The sequence below is a fragment of the Kitasatospora sp. NBC_01539 genome (assembly GCF_045040525.1).
In the GTDB taxonomy this organism is placed as follows: domain Bacteria; phylum Actinomycetota; class Actinomycetes; order Streptomycetales; family Streptomycetaceae; genus Kitasatospora.
Genome location: NZ_CP109390.1, coordinates 8,840,419 through 8,859,842, shown reverse-complemented (window position 1 = coordinate 8,859,842; position 19,424 = coordinate 8,840,419). Strand labels below are relative to the sequence as shown.

Annotated in this window: 18 protein-coding genes and 1 pseudogene; 15 read left to right on the top strand and 4 right to left on the bottom strand. The window is 73.4% G+C overall.

Translation table 11 applies throughout. The annotated features are described in order from the left end of the window. Positions 1 to 34 precede the first annotated feature (34 nt). From aroF to OG335_RS38415, 12 genes are all read left to right on the top strand, one after another. Entirely contained in the window at positions 35 to 1,021 is a 987-nt protein-coding gene (gene aroF, locus OG335_RS38470; RefSeq protein ID WP_405009220.1) for a 3-deoxy-7-phosphoheptulonate synthase, read from the top strand. Beyond that, a complete protein-coding gene (thiO, locus tag OG335_RS38465) occupies positions 1,018 to 2,109 on the top strand; it encodes a glycine oxidase ThiO (RefSeq protein WP_405009221.1) in 1,092 nt (363 codons plus the stop codon). The genes aroF and thiO overlap by 4 nt, the downstream gene beginning before the upstream one ends. Continuing rightward, positions 2,106 to 3,500 (top strand): MATE family efflux transporter, encoded by a 1,395-nt coding sequence (locus tag OG335_RS38460; RefSeq protein WP_405009222.1) that lies wholly within the window; start codon positions 2,106 to 2,108, stop codon positions 3,498 to 3,500. Before thiO ends, OG335_RS38460 begins: the two co-directional genes overlap by 4 nt. Further along, positions 3,497 to 4,510, top strand: a complete 1,014-nt coding sequence (locus OG335_RS38455) for a 3-oxoacyl-ACP synthase III family protein (protein ID WP_405009223.1) — start codon at positions 3,497 to 3,499, stop codon at positions 4,508 to 4,510. Before OG335_RS38460 ends, OG335_RS38455 begins: the two co-directional genes overlap by 4 nt. A 13-nt stretch (positions 4,511 to 4,523) precedes the next feature. Next, positions 4,524 to 5,579, top strand: a complete 1,056-nt coding sequence (locus OG335_RS38450) for a hypothetical protein (RefSeq protein ID WP_405009224.1) — start codon at positions 4,524 to 4,526, stop codon at positions 5,577 to 5,579. A gap of 28 nt (positions 5,580 to 5,607) precedes the next feature. After that, positions 5,608 to 5,856, top strand: a complete 249-nt coding sequence (locus tag OG335_RS38445) for an acyl carrier protein (RefSeq protein WP_405009225.1) — start codon at positions 5,608 to 5,610, stop codon at positions 5,854 to 5,856. 29 nt (positions 5,857 to 5,885) lie between these two features. Continuing rightward, entirely contained in the window at positions 5,886 to 7,739 is a 1,854-nt protein-coding gene (gene asnB, locus OG335_RS38440; protein WP_405009226.1) for an asparagine synthase (glutamine-hydrolyzing), read from the top strand. A gap of 17 nt (positions 7,740 to 7,756) precedes the next feature. Continuing rightward, positions 7,757 to 8,818, top strand: coding sequence for a MupA/Atu3671 family FMN-dependent luciferase-like monooxygenase (locus OG335_RS38435; RefSeq protein WP_405009227.1), 1,062 nt, complete (start codon positions 7,757 to 7,759; stop codon positions 8,816 to 8,818). Then, complete coding sequence (locus OG335_RS38430) at positions 8,815 to 9,354, top strand: flavin reductase family protein (RefSeq protein ID WP_405009228.1); 540 nt, start codon at positions 8,815 to 8,817, stop codon at positions 9,352 to 9,354. Before OG335_RS38435 ends, OG335_RS38430 begins: the two co-directional genes overlap by 4 nt. Positions 9,355 to 9,370: 16 nt before the next feature. Then, positions 9,371 to 10,120 (top strand): sulfite exporter TauE/SafE family protein, encoded by a 750-nt coding sequence (locus OG335_RS38425; protein WP_405009229.1) that lies wholly within the window; start codon positions 9,371 to 9,373, stop codon positions 10,118 to 10,120. Positions 10,121 to 10,248: 128 nt separating this feature from the next. After that, positions 10,249 to 12,000, top strand: coding sequence for an alpha-glucosidase (locus OG335_RS38420; protein ID WP_405009230.1), 1,752 nt, complete (start codon positions 10,249 to 10,251; stop codon positions 11,998 to 12,000). Beyond that, positions 11,991 to 13,634 (top strand): alpha-amylase family protein, encoded by a 1,644-nt coding sequence (locus tag OG335_RS38415; RefSeq protein ID WP_405009231.1) that lies wholly within the window; start codon positions 11,991 to 11,993, stop codon positions 13,632 to 13,634. Before OG335_RS38420 ends, OG335_RS38415 begins: the two co-directional genes overlap by 10 nt. A 258-nt stretch (positions 13,635 to 13,892) precedes the next feature. Here the strand turns inward: OG335_RS38415 and OG335_RS38410 are convergent, their stop codons facing one another. From OG335_RS38410 to OG335_RS38400, 3 genes are all read right to left on the bottom strand, one after another. Further along, entirely contained in the window at positions 13,893 to 14,204 is a 312-nt protein-coding gene (locus OG335_RS38410) for a DUF6087 family protein (RefSeq protein ID WP_405009232.1), read from the bottom strand. A gap of 46 nt (positions 14,205 to 14,250) precedes the next feature. After that, entirely contained in the window at positions 14,251 to 15,096 is an 846-nt protein-coding gene (locus OG335_RS38405) for a JmjC domain-containing protein (protein WP_405009233.1), read from the bottom strand. A 95-nt stretch (positions 15,097 to 15,191) separates the two neighbouring features. Further along, complete coding sequence (locus OG335_RS38400) at positions 15,192 to 15,443, bottom strand: DUF397 domain-containing protein (protein ID WP_405009234.1); 252 nt, start codon at positions 15,441 to 15,443, stop codon at positions 15,192 to 15,194. Positions 15,444 to 15,636: 193 nt separating this feature from the next. Here OG335_RS38400 and OG335_RS38395 point away from each other — a divergent pair. Together OG335_RS38395 and OG335_RS38390 are read left to right on the top strand one after the other, a co-directional pair. Continuing rightward, positions 15,637 to 15,828, top strand: a pseudogene (locus tag OG335_RS38395) (helix-turn-helix domain-containing protein); the annotation flags it as partial. Between the two features lie 126 nt (positions 15,829 to 15,954). After that, positions 15,955 to 16,989 carry a transcriptional regulator gene (locus OG335_RS38390; RefSeq protein ID WP_405015286.1) on the top strand — a complete coding sequence of 345 codons (1,035 nt, stop codon included), beginning with the start codon at positions 15,955 to 15,957 and terminating at the stop codon, positions 16,987 to 16,989. Positions 16,990 to 17,116: 127 nt separating this feature from the next. Here OG335_RS38390 and OG335_RS38385 read toward each other — a convergent pair whose 3' ends face one another. Beyond that, complete coding sequence (locus OG335_RS38385) at positions 17,117 to 17,548, bottom strand: response regulator (protein ID WP_405009235.1); 432 nt, start codon at positions 17,546 to 17,548, stop codon at positions 17,117 to 17,119. A gap of 227 nt (positions 17,549 to 17,775) precedes the next feature. On the opposite strand from OG335_RS38385, the gene OG335_RS38380 reads away from it, so the two are divergent. After that, positions 17,776 to 19,353 carry an ATP-binding protein gene (locus OG335_RS38380; protein ID WP_405009236.1) on the top strand — a complete coding sequence of 526 codons (1,578 nt, stop codon included), beginning with the start codon at positions 17,776 to 17,778 and terminating at the stop codon, positions 19,351 to 19,353. The last annotated feature ends 71 nt before the right edge of the window (positions 19,354 to 19,424 follow it).

The window sequence follows — 19,424 nt, the reverse complement described above, 5'->3', positions numbered from 1 at the left end:
CGAGGATGCGGTGCGCGAGCGGATACACGCCCGCGTGCCCACCCCGCACGGCACCACCATGTGCCGAATCGGTGACCAGCTGCTGGTGCACGTGCCGGGCGATCAGCCCGCACCGGCCGAAGCGCTCCACGAGGCCGGGCTGGTGCGGCGGACGGTGGCCGACCACTCGGACGCGCCGCTGACCGACCGGGAGGCCGCTCCGCTCGGATCCGTCGTCGGCCTCGGCGGGTCGGCGACGGTCGGCGGTGTCGACTTCGCCCTGATCGCGGGCCCCTGCGCGGTCGAGAGCCACGAGCAGATGTCCGCCTCGGTGGCGATGGCCAGGGCCGGCGGCGCCGTCGCGCTGCGCGGCGGCGCCTACAAGCCGCGGAGCTCTCCCTACAGCTTCCAGGGCCTGGGGGACGAGGGCCTGCGGATCATGGCCAAGATCAGGGCCGAGTCCGGCCTGCCCGTCGTGACCGAGGTCGTCGACGCGGAGACGGTCGACCTGGTCGCCGAGCACGCCGACGTGCTCCAGATCGGCACCCGCAACGCACAGAACTTCACCCTGCTCAGAGCCGTCGGCCGGGCCGGGCGGCCGGTCCTGCTCAAGCGCGGGTTCGGGTGCACCGTCGGCGAGTGGCTGCAGGCGGCCGAGTACGTGCTCGCCGCCGGCAACCCCGACGTCGTGCTGTGCGAGCGCGGGATCCGGAGCTTCGAGCCGGCGACCCGGTTCACGCTGGACCTCAGCGCGGTCGCCGTGGTCAAGCACAGAAGCCACCTGCCCGTCATCGTCGACCCCAGCCACGGCACCGGCCACCGCCACCTGGTCAAGCCGCTCGCGCTGGCCGCCGCGGCGGTCGGCGCCGACGGACTGCTCGTCGACATCCACCCCGACCCGCCGTCCGCACTGTGCGACGGCGATCAGGCCCTCGACCGGGACCGCTGGTTCGACCTCGCCGACACGCTGCGCGACGTCCTCACGAGCCTGGGCCGAAGGCTGGCGCCCGGTGAGCCCGAACCGGCCGGGCGGGCCCGATGACGCGGCGTCCGGACGTCGCCGTGATCGGCGGCGGGGTCATCGGCCTGGCGGTGGCGTGGCGCTGCGCCCGGCTCGGGCTCGACGTGCACGTCTACCACGAGGAGATCCCGGGGACGGCCTCCGCGGTCGCACCCGGCATGCTCGCGCCGGTGAGCGAGGCCGACTTCCCCGATCCGGCCCTGCTGGAGTTCGCCCACGAGGCCCGCCGCGGCTGGCCCGCGTTCGCCGCGGAGCTCACCGCCGCGAGCGGGATCGACCTCGGGTACGCGACCGACGGCCTGCTCCTGGTCGCCCACGGCGTCGAGGACCGCGCGCGGCTGGCCGCGATGTACGGCTTCCGCGACGGCTTCGACGTCCCGTGCACACCGCTGGACGCCGACGGACTACGGGCCCGGGAGCCGCTGCTCTCGGCCGGGAGCAGCGGCGGCGGTTTCGCCACCGAGGACCACCACGTCGACGCGCAGCGGGTCCGGCTGGCGTTGCGCGCCGCCGGGCAGGCGCTCGGGGTCCGCTACGTCGACCGACGGGTCCGGTCGCTCGACGAGGTCTCGGCCGGCTCGGTGCTCGTCACCGCCGGGGCGTGGTCGCCCTCGCTGTGCGACTTCCCGGTCACGCCGGTGCGGGGCCAGGTGGTGCTGCTGCGGGATCCGTCCGGCGGCCCCGGACTCCGGCACGGCATCCGGGGCGTGGTGCGGGGCGAGCCCGTCTACCTGGCGGGCCGGGACGGCCACGAGACGATCGTCGCCGCCACCCTGGACCACACGGGTTTCGACGTGCGGCCCTCGGCGCAGGCCACCGATGCTCTGCTGCGCAAGGCGGTCGCGCTGGTGCCGGCGCTGGCCGGCCACGAGGTGGCGGCGACCAGGGTGGGCCTGCGGCCCGACACCCCCGACCACCTGCCCGTCATGGGGCGCGTCCCGGGCCGCCCCGGTGCCTACGTCTGCACCGGGCACTACCGGCACGGCGTCCTGCTCGCGCCGGTCGCGGCGGATCTGATGACCGGGTTGCTGGTCACCGGTGACGACGGGATTCCGGCGGCATTCACCCCTCGACGATTCCGACCAGCGAAGGAAACCGCGTCGCGATGACAGCTCCACCCGTGCTCACCGCACCGCCGACGGGACGTCGGCCGGTGATGGGATGGCTGGACCCGGCGCGCCTGCTGCCCGTCGCCTGGCCGGTGTACATCGAGCTCATGTCGGGCGTCATCGCCGGCATCATCTCGGTCGTCTGGATCGCGCGGCTCGGGGGTCCCGCCCTGGCCACCGTGACCATGGCGAGCACCCTCGAGAACGTGCTCATGAGCGTCATCCTGGCGGTCAGCGGCGGCACGACGATCCTGCTGTCGCGCGCCGTCGGCGCGAGCGAACACGCGCGGCTGCGGCCGGTGTTGCGTGCCGCGTTCCGTCTCACCGCCGCCGTCACCGCGGTGATCTGTGTGGTACTTTTCGCGCTGCGGGAGCCGCTGGCGAGACTGGTGCTCGGCTCGGACGAGGCGGCGGCGGTCCGGCTGTCGGTCGACTACCTGACCGTCGCGGTACCGGGCATAGCGGTGTTCTACGGCCAGTACCTCCTGGACAGCACGTTCAAGGCCAACGGGGACACCCGCACGCCGATGCGCATGGCCGTCCTGTCGAACGTGATCCTCGTCGTCGCCGACCCGGTGCTCATCTACGGCTGGCTGGGCGCCCCGCGGCTCGGCGTCACCGGCTCGGCGCTGGCCCTGGTCGCGTCGCGGGCGGTCACGCTGGCGGTGACCTGGAGGCTCTACCGGCGGTCCCCGCTGCTGCGCGAGATGAGCGCCGCTCCGGAGGCGCCGGCCGCTCCCGGGCCGGGCCCGGTCCGGGAGATCCTGCGGGCCGGCCTGCCGCTGGGCGTGGACTTCCTGGTCCGGATGACCGCCGGCATGCTGATCGTCGGCGTGGTGGCCCGCTTCGGGACGGACGAGGTCGCCGCGTACGGCACCGTGACACGGACGCTCCTCTTCCTCACCATGGCGGCGTACGCGATGCGGCAGGCCGCGACCATCGTCGCGGCCCGGGCCAAGGGCGCCACGGACGACGTGCTGCTCGCGGCGAGCCGCTCGTCGTCGGTGCGGCTCGGCGTCGCCTGGTCCCTCCTCGGCGGCCTGGCGGTGCTGGCCTTCGGCGGCCTCGCGGTGGACGCGGTCACGAACGAGGCGGCGATCCGCACCGCGGCCCACGGCCAGATCCCCTGGCTCGCGGTCTACATCACCCTGTTGCTCTGCAACGTCACCCTGAGCGGCATCTTCCTGGGCGGCGGCCACGGCCGTGCGCTGGCCACCTCCACCACGGCCGGCGCAGCCCTGCAGCTCTGCCTGGCACCACTGCTCGCACTCACGCCGCTGGGGCTGACGGGGGCATGGATCGCCATGATCGTCAACGCCGGGACGCAGACGACGGTCCTCCTCGTGCTGTCGGCCCGTCAGATTCTCAAAGCCAAGGAGGTTACGGCATGAACCCGCCCGTGACGCTCGGAATCGCCTCCCTCGCCCACGTGCTGGGCGAGCCCTGCGACGTCGCCGAGACGGCCGGCTCCTACGTCGACGACCCCGACCGGGTGATCCGCTGGGGGTACCGCACCTACCACCGGGCCGCCCCGGGCGTCGGCCAGACCCGCATGGCCGCGGACGCCGCCCGCCGGGCGCTCGACTCCGCCGGTCTCACGGCGTCCGACGTCGACTACCTGGTGGTGGCCGACAGCGGAGTGCCGGAGTACCTCAACTGGGACGCCTCCGCCGCCGTCGCCCGCGAGCTCGGCCTGGGGACGACGCCGACCCTGCTCGCCACCCAGGGCTGCGCGTCCGCGGTGACCGCGCTCCAGCAGATCGCCGGGCTGATGGCCGTCCGGGACGACATCCGGCGTGTCCTGCTGGTCGCGGTGCACCGGGTCAGCGAGGCGCACATCAACCGGATGCGCAACAACACGTGCCTCGGCAGCGACGGCGCCGCCGCCGCGGTGGTCGAGCGAGGGCACGGCCGGCTGCAGTGGCTGGCGACCGATCAGATCGTCGACCCGCGCTACGTGGACTTCTTCCGCGTCGAGTACGGCGGCAGCGCGGCGCCCACCGGCGGGAACCTCGACGTGGACCAACTGGCCCTCGTCCACCAGCACTTCCGCCGCGAACCCGAGCAGCTCGCCCAGTTCGTCAAGGACGTCGACCACCAGGTGACCGCCGTCGTGGAGCGCGCCTGCAAGCGGGCCGGCGTGTCGATGTCGGAGATCCGGCGCCTGATCTACCTGAACGACAACCAGCACTCGCTGGCCGGCGTCGCCAGGGCGACCGGCATCCCGCTGGAGCGGACGAACGCGGCGCTCGCCGCCGAGCTGAGCCACGTCGGCTGCGCCGACCAGCTGCTCTGCCTGAGCGTCTACGACGAGCGGGACGAACTCGCCCCCGGTGACCTCGTGGCGCTCGCCGGCCTGTCCGGGGGCATGCAGTGGTTCTGCAGCCTCGTACGGGTCTGAGACGGTGACGGACATGACCGACGACACTGTCTTCGACCGCACCGACGACCTGCCGTTCGACGGCGACCGCAGCGCGGCGCTGCGGTTGCCGAACGGGATCCCGCCCGGCCGGACCGTCCCGGCCGTCGTGATGCTGCACCCGTTCGGCGCCTGGGACCGCGACGCCTTCCTGCCCGCCGAGGCCTCCGGGACCGGCCCGGTCCGGCTGTTCGACGACCTGGGTGGCGCCCTGGTCCGGGCCGGACTCGCCGCGGCCGCGTTCGACACCCGCTTCCTGACCGAGGACCGCCGCGACGGCGCCGGCTCACCCCGCTTCACCTTCACCGGCCTCGTCGACGACGCCGTCCGGGTGGTCGAACGGGTACGGGCCCACCCCGACGTGGACGACGGCCGCGTGCTGCTGCTGGGCGTCTCGATGGGCGCCGAGGTGGCGGTGGCCGCGGCCGAGCGCCTCGGCGGCGAGAGCCACCTGGCGGTCGTCGCCCCGAGCGCCGAGGCCCGCCCGGTGTTCCAGCGGTGGATGGGCCTGGACCGGCGCCTGGAATGGCTGGTCGCCGCCGGATTCGCCGGCGCGGACGGCACCGTCGACCTCGCCGCGGCGCAGGCCGACGCCACCGGGCGCAGCGGGTGGTGGGAGGACTTCGACCTGGTCGACCGCTTCGGGTCGAAAGCCGATCTCGAACTGCTCCGCGCCGAGCTCGCGTTCGCGTACGACACCTGGGAGGAGCGGGCGCTGGGGCACGGCGAGGAGTCCGCTCCGGCCTCGTTCTGGCGTGACTGGTTCGCGCAGCCCGCTCCGTACCGCCGGCTGGCCGGGATCTCCGGCCGGATGACGATCCACGTGGGTGCCGAGGACTGGACGACGCCGCCCCGGCACGCCCACCTCCTGCACCACGCGGCGCTCGCGCACGGCGTCCGTTCGCAGCTGACGGTCCATCCGCGGCTCGGGCACCTGATGTCGCCCCGCGCGGCCGACGGCCGGCGCACCTACGGGCCGTTCGACCCGGACTTCCTGCAAGCCCTCGTCGCATCGGTCGACGCGGTGCTCCGCCCCGGCCCCTCCCTCTGAAGCAGCCATCCCGACGAAAGGCCTCCCGATGGAGAAGCTCACGCTCGACGCACTGATCGAGCTGCTCAACGAGTGCAACGACTTCGAGGACCCGGTCGAGCCGACGCCGGACGTGCTCGACGTCGCGTTCGACGCGCTCGGGTACGACTCGCTGACGCTGCTCAACGCGGTCTCCCAGCTGGAGCGCCGGTACGGCATCGAGCTCCCCGCGTCGGTCACCTCCGACGCGAAGACGCCGCGCGAGCTCCTCGCGCTCGTCGACGCCCTCCTCGCCTAGCGACGACTCAAGAACGGAGAACACACGACGTGTGCGGAATTACCGGTTGGTTCGACCGTGACCGCGGGCTCGAACGCGATCACGAGCTCGTGCGGCTGATGACCCGGACCATGGACTGCCGCGGACCGGACGAGGAGGGCATGTGGATCTCCGGTCCGATCGCGCTGGGGCACCGGCGGCTGTCGATCATCGACCTCGAAGGCGGCAAGCAGCCGATGGTCGCCGACCACGACGGCGATCGCACGCTCGCGGCCCTCACCTTCTGCGGCGAGGTCTACAACTACCGTGAGCTCCGCACGGAGCTGATCGGGCACGGCCACGCGTTCCGGACGAACAGCGACACCGAGGTCGTCCTGCGGGCCTACCTGCAGTGGGGCACGGACTTCGCCCGCCGCCTCAACGGCATGTTCGCGATCGGCATCTGGGACGCGGTGCGCCAGGAGCTCGTTCTCGTCCGCGACCGGATGGGCGTGAAGCCGCTCTTCTACTACCCGACGCCGGGCGGGGTCCTGTTCGGTTCGGAGCCGAAGGCGATCCTGGCGAACCCGCAGGCCCGCCGGACCGTCGACCGGGCGGGCCTGTGCGAGGCGCTGGACATGGTGAAGACGCCCGGGGCCGCGGTGTTCGGCGGCATGCACGAGGTCGTTCCGGGCGAGATCGTCCGGGTCGACGCGACGGGCATCACGAAGTCCCGGTACTGGACGCTGGAGGCGGCCCCGCACACCGACACCCGCGAGCAGACCGTCGGACACGTCCGGGACCTGCTGGAGGACATCGTCGCCCGGCAGCTGATCTCGGACGTGCCGGTGTGCACGCTGCTCTCCGGCGGCCTGGACTCCTCGACGATCACGGCGATCGCCGCGGGGGTGCTGGAGCGCGAGGGCCGCGGCCGCGTGAACTCGTTCTCGGTGGACTTCAAGGGCGCGCCCGACAGCTTCCAGCCCGACGCGGTGCGGGGCGCCCCCGACGCGCCGTTCGTCCGGGACCTGGCCGCGCACGTCGGCACCGTCCACCAGGAGATCCTGCTGGACAGCAGCGAGCTGTCGGAGCCGGCGGTCCGGGCGGCGGTGCTCCGGGCGACCGACGTGCCGCCGGCGTTCTGGGGCGACATGTGGCCCTCGCTCTACCTCCTGTTCCAGGCGGTCCGGCGGCACTCGACGGTGGCGCTCTCGGGCGAGTCCGCCGACGAGCTGTTCGGCGGCTACCTCTGGTTCCACCGGCCGGAGGCGATCGACGCGACCACGTTCCCGTGGCTCACCTCCGGGTCGGCCCGGTACTTCGGCGGTACGTCGCTGCTCGACGGCGGCCTGCGGGAGAAGCTCGACATAGCCGGCTACCGGGCCGACCGGTACGCCGACGCCGTGGCCGAGGTGCCCGTGCTGGCCGGGGAGAGCGATGTCGACCGGCGGATGCGCAAGGTGTCGTACCTCAACCTGACGCGGTTCGTGCAGACCCTCCTCGACCGCAAGGACCGCATGAGCATGGCGGTCGGCCTGGAGGTCCGTGTGCCGTTCTGCGACCACCGGCTGGTCGAGTACGTGTTCAACACGCCGTGGGAGATGAAGACGTTCGACGGCCAGGAGAAGAGCCTGCTGCGCGCGGCGGCCCGTGACCTGCTGCCGGCGTCGATCCTGGAGCGGAAGAAGACCCCGTACCCGGCGACCCAGGACCCGGGCTACGAGGCCGCGCTGCGGGCCGAGATGGCCGGGGTGCTCGCCGACCCGAACGCGCCGGTGCACCCGCTCCTGGACCGGGCCAGGGTGGACAAGGTCCTGGACCGGTCGCTGAGCGCGACGAGCCTCCCGTACAGCCGCGGCGGCCTGGAGATGGCGCTCTGGCTCAACCGCTGGCTGTCGGCGTACGACGTGACCCTCGACATCTGACGGAGGACGGCAAGACGATGGACTTCAGTCTGTTCTACTTCGCCAACGAGCAGGAGGCGGAGGCCGGTTCGACGGACCGGTACGGCCTGCTGCTCGAAGGGGCGAAGTTCGCCGACACCCACGGCTTCACTGCGGTGTGGACACCGGAACGGCACTTCCACGAGTTCGGCGGCATCTACCCGAACCCGTCCGTGCTGGGGGCGGCCGTCGCGGCCGTCACCGAGCGGGTCGGCATCCGCGCGGGGAGCGTGGTGGCACCGCTGCACCACCCGGTGCGCATCGCCGAGGAGTGGGCGGTGGTCGACAACCTCTCCCGCGGACGGGTCGGCGTGTCGTTCGCCTCCGGATGGCATCCGCAGGACTTCGCGCTGCGTCCGGAGAACTTCGCGGACCGCAAGGCGAAGCTGGAAACCACCGTCGAGGAGGTGCGCGAACTGTGGCGCGGCGGCTCGCTGTCCGTCCTCGACGGCGAGGGCGAGCCGCAGCTCGTGCGGTCCTACCCGCGTCCCGTGCAGGCCGAACTCCCGGTCTGGATCACGAGTTCGGGCGGCCCCGAGACGTTCCGGGCGGCGGGCCGCGCGCGGGCCGGACTGCTGACCCACCTCGTCGGGCAGGACCTGGAGGAGCTGTCCCGCAAGGTCGCGCTCTACCGTGAGGAGTACGCGGCCCGGTCCGGTTCGGACGAGGACCGCGGGCACGTCGTCCTCATGCTCCACGCGTACCTGCACGAGGACGAGGACGTCGCCAGGGAGACCGTCCGGGCACCGTTGTGCGCCTACCTCCGCAGCTTCGCCGGCCTCACCATGAGCTCCAGCCCGAAGGGCCGGCGGGTGGACCCCGCGGCGCTCAGCCCCCGGCATCTCGATGCCATGGTCGAGCGCTCCTTCGAGCGGTACTTCGACGAGGGCGGTCTGCTCGGCACCGTCGACAAGGCCGTCGACGTCGTCGAGCGGGTCCGGAAGGCCGACGTCGACGAGATCGCCTGCCTCATCGACTTCGGGGTCGACCGGGACAGGGTCGTGGCGGGTTTCGACCTCCTCGGCTCGCTGCGGGCGGCCACCTCGGAAGAGGGCCGATGACCCGCACCGACAGCGCGGACCGCGTGCGGCTGCCGGAGAACCCGCCCGGTGAGTTCCGGCACGCGGCCGGCCGGTTTCCCACCGGGGTGACCGTGCTGACCTGCACGCGGGACGAGGAGCCGCACGGCATGACGGTGAACGCGTTCACCACCGTGTCGCTCGACCCGCTGCTGGTCCTGGCGGTACTCCGGACCGGTTCCCCGACGACCGGCCGGGTGCTGTCCGGCGACGGGTTCGCGGTGACCGTGCTGAGCTCCCTCCAGGAGCGGACGGCACGGTCGTTCGCGGACCCGTCCCGGGCCCGGGGCCGCGCCGCGTTCTCCGGCGTCGCCCACGCGCCCGCCCGGCGTACCGGCTCGCCGGTGCTGCTCGGCGGGATCGCCTACTTCGACTGTGTCGTCGAATCCACCCACCCGGCCGGCGACCACACCATCCTCGTCGGTGCCGTACAGGCGTTCGGCCTGCTGTCGGAGGAGCCTGCCCTGCTGTTCAGCCGCAGCCGCCTCGGCGCGGAACCGGACCACCGGCGGCCATGAGGAGTTCGGAGCAGCCGTGCACGGATGGGACCTCGGATGGCTGACGCTCGCCGCCACGGGAGCGGGTGCCGTCAACGCGGTGGTCGGCTCGGGTTCGCTGATCACGTTCCCCGCGCTGATCGCGATGGGCTACCCGCCCATCCTGGCGACCGTGTCCAACAACGTCGGGCTCGTACCGGGAATGGGCGGTGCGGTCTACGGCTACCGCCGGGAGCTCACCGGACAGGGCCCGCTCCTCCGGCGGCTCGCAGCGGCCGCCGGCACCGGCGCGCTGATCGGCAGCCTCCTGCTGCTCCGCCTGCCGTCCGCCTGGTTCCGGGCGGTCGTGCCCGTGCTGATCGGCACGGCCTGCGTGCTGGTGCTCGTCCAGCCGCTCCTGGCCCGCCGGCCCTCCGCCGGCCACCGGCGCGGCGGTGCGTGGCTGCGGTCCGGCGTGTTCGCCACCGGCATCTACGGCGGCTACTTCGGCGCCGCGCAGGGCGTCGTCCTCATCGGGCTGCTCGGCGCACTGACGACCGAGCACCTGCAGCGCCTGAACGCCGTGAAGAACGCCCTGGCGCTGACGGTGAACCTGGTGGCCGCGATCGTCTTCGCCGTCTTCACCACCGTCGACTGGCGCGTCGCCGCGCTCATAGCGGCCGGGTCGACGGTCGGGGGCCTGCTCGGCTCCCGGTACGGCCGGCTGCTGCCGCCGACGGCCCTGCGGTGCGCGATCGCCGCGATCGGACTGCTCGCCGTGGCCGACCTGATCCTCGGGTCCCGGTGAACGACAGGGGCCGGCCGGCAGCCCGGGCGGGCCGGCGGCGGACGGCGGGCCGCCCGGGCGGGTGGTTCCGGCGCCCCGGGGCAGGAGAGAGGTGAGGCCGGTCCGACGAGAGCAGGAGAGGCGGTCCCATGACCCCGACGACCGGGAGCGCGCCGTCCGAGGACGGTGCGTGGTGGAGGTCCGCCGTCGTGTACCAGGTCTATCCCCGCAGCTTCGCCGACTCCGACGGCGACGGGATCGGCGACCTGGACGGCATCACGGGCCGGCTCGACCACCTGGCGGAGCTGGGTGTCGACGTGCTGTGGCTCTCGCCGGTCTACCCGTCTCCGCAGGCCGACAACGGGTACGACATCAGCGACTACCAGGACATCGACCCGCTCTTCGGCGACCTGGCGGCCTTCGACCGGCTGCTGGCCGCCGTGCACGGGCGCGGCATGCGGCTGGTGATGGACCTCGTGGTGAACCACACCTCGGACCGGCACCCGTGGTTCCAGGAGTCCCGCGACCCGGCGAGCCCCAAGCGCTCGTGGTACCTGTGGCGGCCGCCGCGCGGGGAGGCCGGGGCGGCCGGCGCCGAGCCGAACAACTGGGGCTCGTTCTTCTCCGGCCCGGCCTGGACGTACGACGAGCCCGGCGGCGAGTACTACCTCCACCTGTTCTCCTCCCGGCAGCCGGACCTCAACTGGGAGGAGCCGGCCGTGCGGCACGCCGTGTACGCGATGATGCGCTGGTGGCTTGAGCGCGGGGTGGACGGCTTCCGGATGGACGTCGTCAACCTGATCTCCAAGGACCCGGCCCTGCCGGACGGCCCGCTGCGCGGCGACGGACTGCAGGGCGACGGCTCGCCGTCCTACGTCTGCGGGCCGCGCGTGCACGACCACCTGCAGGAGATGCACCGCGAGGTGTTCGCGCAGCGTCCGGACCGGCTGCTGACCGTGGGCGAGATGCCGGGGGTGACGGTCGAGCAGGCGCGGCTGTTCACCGATCCGGCGCGGGCCGAGGTCGACATGGTCTTCCAGTTCGAGCACGTGAGCCTGGACCACGGCCCCGGCGGCAAGTTCGACCCGCGCCCGCTGCGCCTGACGGACCTGAAGGCGTCCCTGGCCCGCTGGCAGGAGGGTCTCGCCGCCACCGGCTGGAACAGCCTCTACTGGAACAACCACGACCAGCCCCGGATCGTCTCCCGGTTCGGCGACGACGGCCCCCTCCACCGGGTCCGGTCGGCCACCATGCTCGCCACCGTCCTGCACCTGCACCGCGGCACGCCCTTCGTCTACCAGGGCGAGGAACTGGGGATGGCCAACGCCCCGTTCGCCTCGATCGGGGACTTCCGGGACATCGAGTCGCTCAACCACCACGCGCAGGCGCTGGCGGCGGGCGAGGACCCGGAGCAGGTGCTGCGCGGCCTGCGGGCGATGGGCCGGGACAACGCCCGGACCCCGATGCAGTGGGACGCCTCGCCGGGCGCCGGGTTCAGCACCGGGACCCCGTGGATCGCGGTCAACCCCGACCACACCACCGTCAACGCCGCCGCCGCCCGGCGCGACCCGGCGTCGGTCTACCACCACTACCGGCGGCTGATCGCCCTGCGCCACAGCGAACCGGCGGTCGTGCACGGGGACTTCACGATGCTGCTGCCGGAGGACGAGCGGGTCTACGCGTTCACCCGCAGCCACCGGGACACGACGCTGCTGGTCATCGGGAACTTCACCGGCGCGAGCGTCCGGCTCGACCTGCCGCCGCAGTGGCGGGAGGCCGAACGGATCCTGGGGAACGTACCCGGCACCGGCCCGGCGGAACCGGGGACCGCGACCGTCCTCGCGCCCTGGGAGGCGCGCGTGCACCGCCGCACCGAAGGGAGCGCCGCCCGATGCGACTGACCGCCACCGCCGACCTGTGGTGGAAGAACGCGGTGGTGTACTGCGTGGACGTCGAGACCTACCAGGACGGCGACGGGGACGGGGTCGGCGACTTCACCGGTCTCACCGGGCGGCTCGACCACCTGGTGCGGCTCGGTGTGACCTGTCTGTGGCTGATGCCGTTCCAGCCGACCCGCGGACGCGACGACGGCTACGACATCACCGACTACTACGCCGTCGACCCCCGGCTCGGCACCTTCGGGGAGTTCACCGAGTTCGTCCGCGCGGCCCGCGACCGCGGGCTCCGGGTCATCGCCGACCTGGTGGTCAACCACACCTCCGACCACCACCCGTGGTTCCTGGACGCCTGCTCCGGCCGGGACGCCGCCCGCCGCGACTGGTACGTGTGGAGCGACAGCCCGCCGGCGGACGGCCCGCAGGGCCTCACCTTCCCCGACGCGGAGAAGAGCCTGTGGCACTACCACGGGGCCACCGGCCAGTACTACTTCCACCGCTTCTACCGGGAGCAGCCCGACCTCAACATCACCAACCCCGAGGTGCGCGACGAGATAGCGCGGATCATGGGCTTCTGGATGCAGCTGGGCCTGTCCGGATTCAGGGTCGACGCGGTGCCGTTCCTCCTGGAGACCACCGGACAGGTCGACGCCGTGAACCTCCCGGACCCGCACGGCTTCCTGGCCGGTCTGCGGGCCTTCGCCGGCCGCCGCAACGGCGAGGCGATGCTGCTGGGCGAGGTCAACCTGCCGTACGAGGAGACGCGCGCGTTCTTCGGCGACCCCGTCTCCGGCGGCGAGCTGACGATGTGCTTCGACTTCATCGGCATGCAGCAGATGTACCTGTCGATGGCGAGGCGGGAGGCCGCCCCACTGGCCCGGTCACTGCGGGAGCGGCCGCCGCCGCCCCGGGACGGGCAGTGGGCGACGTTCGTCCGCAACCACGACGAACTCACCCTCGACAAGCTCTCGGAGCCGGAACGCGCCGAGGTCTTCGCGGCGTTCGGCCCGGAGCCGGACCTGCAGCTGTACGGACGGGGCCTGCGCCGCCGGCTCCCTGCCATGGTCGACGGCGACCGGCGCCGGATCGAACTCGCCTACAGCCTGCTGTTCACCCTGCCGGGCACGCCCGTGCTCTTCTACGGGGAGGAGATCGGCATGGCCGAGAACCCCGACGCCGAGGGCCGGCTCGCCGTGCGCACACCCATGCAGTGGACCCCGGAACCGACGGCCGGCTTCTCCGTGGCCGACCCGGCCCGCTACCCCCGGCCGCTGACCCGGGGCAGGTTCGGTCCCGAGCACGTCAACGTGCGCGACCAGGCACACGACCCCGGCTCGCTGCTGGCCCGGATGCGCTCCTTCGTCCAGGGGTACCGCGAGGCCCCGGAACTGGCGTGGGGCCGCTGCGAGGTGCTCGACTCGGGCGACCCCGCCGTCCTCGCCCACCTCAGCTCCACCCCGGACGGCGCGGTCCTGGCGCTGCACAACTTCGCCGACCGGCAGGTCACGGCCACACCGAAGGGCCTCCCGGCGGGCCTCCTGACCGACGTGCTGACGGGAGCCGCGGCCGGGTCCACCGACGGACCGGGCACCGCGCTCGCGCCGTACGGCTACCGCTGGCTGCGGATCGAACGGGCCTGACCGGGTCCCGTTCCCCGCCACGCCCGCCGCCGGCGCTCCCGTGGCCCGCCGCCCCTCGCAGGAGTCCGGCCGCGCGGGCCGGCGGCAGGGGTTGCCCGCGCGCACGATCGGTGCGGCCACCGCCGCCCGGGACGAAACGCGCTCGGCGCTCGGACATGCCGTTGTCGTCGAGCACCGCACCCACGGCGGCGCCACCGGCTGCCACCCGCGCTCCGAGGACCGGGCGGCCTTCACACCCCCGCGGGCCCGGGCGGCGAGTCAGCGCCGCCGGTGGCGACCGGTGCCTCGCCGTAGCAGCGGCACCGGCGTGTCGGCTTGTGGGAAGAGCGGCGGCCCGCCGCCGGCAGTGATCATCTGGTAGGCCACGGCGTAGGTGTCCGCGACCGCGACCGGCTGCCACTCCTGGCCGTCCCACTCGACGACAAGACGTGGCACGTCCTTGAACAGCGGGTGTCCGCCGGGCCGGGGCTCGCCGTCGAGGACGAACGCGTCCCGGGTGCCGACCGGAGGCTTCAGGCCGACGCGGTCGGCGTACCAGTCGGGCAGCGGTTCATCGCCGGGGACGGGCACGTCGCGGATCCTCTCGCCGACGGAGCAGTGGCGGCCTGAGCCGAGGTTAGCCGCCCACGGCCACGACGGCCCGCTGTTGTGCGAGATACACGGGTCGGCCGGCTGCGGGGATGTCCGGCCGGCCGAGGTGGGCGAGCAGGACCGACCGGGCCCGGGTGACGAGATCCTCGACCGCGTACGAGCTGAGGTCGGGCGGCAGCGCAGCGCGCACCGCCGGGTCCTCGACGGCCTGGTCGAGGAGCTGCTGGAGAAGCCAGTGCCGGGTGAGGAGCTGCACGCCGAAGGTGACGTGCAGGGAGTGCTCCGCGGTGGTGTGCCCGAAGTGGACCCAGCCGCGGGGGATGAAGAGCACCTGGCCGGCCCGCAGCACGACCGACTCGGCCCGGTCATGGACCCGGTCGAGCTGCTCCGTGGTGAAGCCGACCGCGGTCCAGCGGTGCCGGCTGAGCGGATCGGTGACGATCGGCGGGTGCAGGCGCCACGTCTTGGCGCCCTCGGCCTGGGCGAGGAAGACGTGATGGGTGTCCCAGTGCGGCCCGTACCCGGTGGATTGCGGCGGGGTGAGGTAGACGTTCGCCGTGACGGGGTGGCCGAGCTCTGCGGCGAGGCGCCGCACGGCGTCGCGCAGCGGCGGCCACGACAGGTGCAGGCCGTTGAGGACCAGGGTGTGTGTCGGATGATCGGCGTCCGGTGGCAGCGGCGAAGGAGCGCCGCGGTGGACCATGCCGAGCTCGATGGGACACAGCGCCGGGTCGGCGACGACCTGCCGCGCGGCGTCGCGGTCGAAGAGGACAGCGAGCCGGTCGCGGTCGACGTCGTGGACGGTCGGCCGCTCGGGCCATGAGGCGAGGAACGACTTCGGGTCGTCGACCAGCGTGGCGAGGACGGACATGCGGGCTCCAGCGGGGTGAGACAGGAAAGCGACGGGGCGGGGGCCGGGACGCCCGCGAATGCGCGCCACAGCGGACGGCCCGGCCGAACCAGGGGTCAGGCGATCAGGTGGTCGAACTCGCCGGCCTTCGCGCCGGCCACGAACGCGGCGAGCTTCGTGCGGGTCGCGGTGAGCGGTACCTGCGCCGGGTCGGTGGTGATGCCGATCCGGACCTGCCCGGCGTCGTCGACGGCGACGCCGATCGAGTCGTCGAGGTTGTTGACGTTCGACTTGCTGGACTTCTCCCAGCGCAGGCCGTTCGGGGCGCCGAGCGGGTCGTAGCCGTCGACGGTGATGGCGTGGCTCATCGTGGTGTCCCTTCCACCGGGTCCGGCAACCGGGTCCGGCTGCCGTGCAACCAGGTAACCGTCGACGGGCGGTCCCGGTCGTCAGCCCGGCACGGACGTGCAACCGACGTGCGGAACGCGCACAGAATGTGCACGGACCGTCGCCCTGGGTGTACCGTCAGGGCGGTTGCCACTCCGCCGGGTTGGAGGACTGATGGCGGTGCAGACGGTCGGCGGCCGGGATATCGGAGCAGTCGTCCGAGGCGCCCGAGCTGCGGCACGAATGACCCAAGGAGAGCTCGGCCGGCGCTGCGGCTACTCCGCATCCACCGTGAGCCGCGTGGAGGCCGGTTCACTGCGCCCGACGCCCGAGACACTGCTGCGCATCGCCGAGGCCCTGCAACTGCCCCCGCAGCGCCTCGGCGTCGTACCGGTACCGGCATCACGGCACGCTGGCGCGATCTCTGCCACCGCCACAGGGGCGACGGTTAGGGTGGCAGTGGATGTGATGCCCGCTCAGCAGGAGGATCCCGTGCGACGTCGAGAACTGCTGGCCGGGATCGTCGGCACCACCGCCGCCCTGATTCCCTCCCCCGCCACCGCGGCGCCGCGCACCGGCCCGGTCGGCGACGACCCGACCGCCGCCCTGGAACGCGCCCTCTACGCCCCGGAGCCCAGCGGGCCCGTACCGGCGGCCGTCCTGGATCGTGCGCTCACCTCCGCCCGCAACGAGTTCACCGCGGCACGCTACGGCCGCCTCGGCCAGGCCCTGCCTGCACTCCTGGGCGCCGCCGAGGCCGGCCGCGCAGCGGCCGGCGCCGCCCGCGAGCGGGCCCACGCCGCCATCGCCCGGGCCTACATCCTGGCGACCGAACTCGCGGTGAAGCAGCACTCCGACATGGCCTGGGCCGCCGCGGACCGCGCGCTCGCCGCCGCCCGCGCCGGAGGCAGCCCCGTCGTCATCGGCGAAGCAGCCCGGGTCCTTGCCATCACCATGCGCCGCTCCGGCCGGCCCGCCGCCGCCGTCGACCTGCTGCGCCGCACCGCCGCAGACCTCACCGGGCAGAGCGGCGCCGCGCCCCGCGCCGTCGGCGCCACCCTGCTCCTCACCGCGGCGTACACCGCGGCCTGCGATCGGCACCGGACCGACGCCCTCGACCTCATGTCCGGCGCCGAGGACGCCATCCGCCGCATCCCGGGCGGCGCCCCGGCATCGCCGCTGTTCACCGTCGACGCCACCGCGACGCAGCGCGACCTGTACTGGATCGGCGTGCACAACGCTCTCGGCACGCCCGACGAGGCGGTACCGTACGCCGCACGCCTCACCCCCGCATCGATGCCGACCGCGGAACGCCGCGCACGTCTCGGCACCGACGCCGCCCGCATGTGGCACCAGCTCGGAGACCACCGCCGCACCTTCGCCGCGCTGCGCCTCGTCGAGCAGGCCGCCCCGGAAGAGGTGCGCCGACCGGCGCTCCGCGCGCTGACCGCCGACCTGCTGTACTCGCCCTCACCGGTGCCCGGGCTGCGGGAGTTCGCCCGCCGGACCGGTGCCGCCACCGTCTGACGCCCTACCCGGTGCGAGCGCTCGACCGTCCGACCACGTCTGCGGGAGGCTGCGCCACGAAGCCGGCTCGCCGCGAGCTCTCCTCCGCGGGCGGATCCGGCCGACCGGCGGAAAATCCGACGGGACGTCAGTCGCTCGGCGTCACGGCCGTGTCCAGGTAGAAGGAGTCGATGCTCTGCACGGCCCGGGTGAAGTCGTCGAGCTGGACGGGCTTGGTCACGTAGGCGTTGGCGTGCCGACGGTACGCACCGGTCACGTCGTCGGGTGCGGCCGAGGTGGTGAGCACGACCACGGGGATCGACTTGAGGCTCTCGTCGATCTTGATGATGTCCAGCAGCTCACGGCCGTTCATGCGCGGCATGTTGAGGTCCAGCACGATCAGGTCCGGCAGCAGGGCCCCCTCCGCGCGCAGGTGCTCCAGGGCGTCCTCGCCGTTGCCGACCCGCACGATGTCGCGCTGCGCCTTCTCCTCCAGCGCCTCCTCGATGAGCATCGCGTCGGCGGCGTCGTCCTCGACGAGCAGCACGCGGTAGGGGCGTCCGGGGGCGAGCGTGATCATGGTGATCTCCTGGGTGTCTGTCGCGTGCGGTCGCAGATGGGAGGTACGTACGTCCCGTGCCCGCTGTCCGCCGGGTGACGACGGCGACGGTACCCGGCATGCGCGCATCATAGGCGACCGGCACGACCGTCCGGCGCGGCGTCGCCAAGTACAGTGCGGTACGCCGGGTGCACCGCACGGCGCAGGGGCGGACCGGTCGAAGGCCGGCCGAGGGGGAGGATGTCGTCATGGCCCAGGAGCAGCAGGCCGCCGCACCGGCGCTCCCGACGGCCGCGGCCGACCGCAGGGGCGTGGCGCGGTGGACGACCCGGCGGTGGCTCAGGGCCGGCGTGGGCACCGCGCTGGTGGTGCTGTGCGCGCTCGGTACGGTCGGGGCCTGGGCCCTCGACCACGCGGCGGCCGTCTCCGACCACCTCGTGGACCGCTCCTCGCCCGCGCTCATCGCCTCCGTCCGGCTGGAGAGCGCCCTGATCAACCAGGAGACCGGCATACGCGGCTACGGCGCCACCGGCCGGAGCGAGTTCCTCCAGCCCTACACGCTGGGGCTGCGCCAGCAGGCCTCCGCCGTCGCCGTGCTGCGCTCCCTCGCCGGGACCGATCGGACCGATCGCGACAACGCCGACCTCGACGCCGTACTGGCGTGCGCCCGGGTGTGGCAGGAGAGCGTCGCCCGGCCGGTCGCCGCCCTGCCTCCCGGCGCGCCGGCCCCCGACGACGTGCCGAGCGCCGACCGCGGGAGGCAGACGTTCGACGACGTGCGCACGGCACTGACCGCGCAGCAGCAGCACCTGCAGGACGAACGCGCCGCAGGCCGGGCCGACCTGGCCGCGGCACGCCGCCTGCGCGACACCGTCTTCATCGCCATCGGCGCCGTCGTCCTGCTCATGACCGCGCTCGTCTTCGAGGGCCTGCGGCGCGGCGTGACCGGGCCCCTCACCCGTCTCGGCGCGGACGCCCGCCGGGTCAGCGCCGGCGATTTCGCCCACCGCATCACCCCCACCGGCCCGGCGGACCTGCAGGCCCTCGCCGCCGACGTGGACGCGATGCGCCGCCGCCTGACCGAGGAGGTCGCCCTCAAGGAGCGGGCCCGCCTCGACCTCGACCGGCAGGCGGCGGACCTGCGCCGCTCCAACGCGGAACTCGAGCAGTTCGCCTACGTGGCCTCGCACGACCTCCAGGAGCCCCTGCGCAAGGTCGCCAGCTTCTGCCAGCTCCTGCAGCGCCGTTACGCGGATGCGCTGGACGCCAGGGCCAACCAGTACATCGACTTCGCCGTCGACGGCGCCGGGCGCATGCAGACCCTCATCAACGACCTCCTCACCTTCTCCCGCGTCGGGCGGACCATGGACGCCCGGCTGCCGGTCGACCTCGACGCCCTGGCCGACCGGACCCTCGACACGCTCAGCATCGCCATCGAGGAGAGCGGCGCCCGGATCACCCGTGACCCGCTCCCCACCCTCGACGGCGACCCCACCCAGCTCGGCATGCTCCTGCAGAACCTGATCGGCAACGCCGTCAAGTTCCGCTCCCCCGAACGCCCCCCGCGCATCCACCTCGGCGCGGCCCGGGACGCCGACGGCACCTGGACGTTCGCGGTCGAGGACAACGGCATCGGCATCGAACCCGAGTTCGCCGAGCGGGTCTTCGTCATCTTCCAGCGCCTGCACACCCGCGAGGCCTACGAGGGGAACGGCATCGGCCTGGCCATGTGCAAGAAGATCGTCGAGTACCACGGCGGCACCATCGCCCTCGACCCCCGCCACGCACCCGGCACCCGCCTCACCTTCACCCTCCCCGGCTCCTGACCCGCCAGCCGCGCCCGGGCAACCGGACTCCGAAGACCGCGCCCGACGACGACCACGCCCGACGACCACAG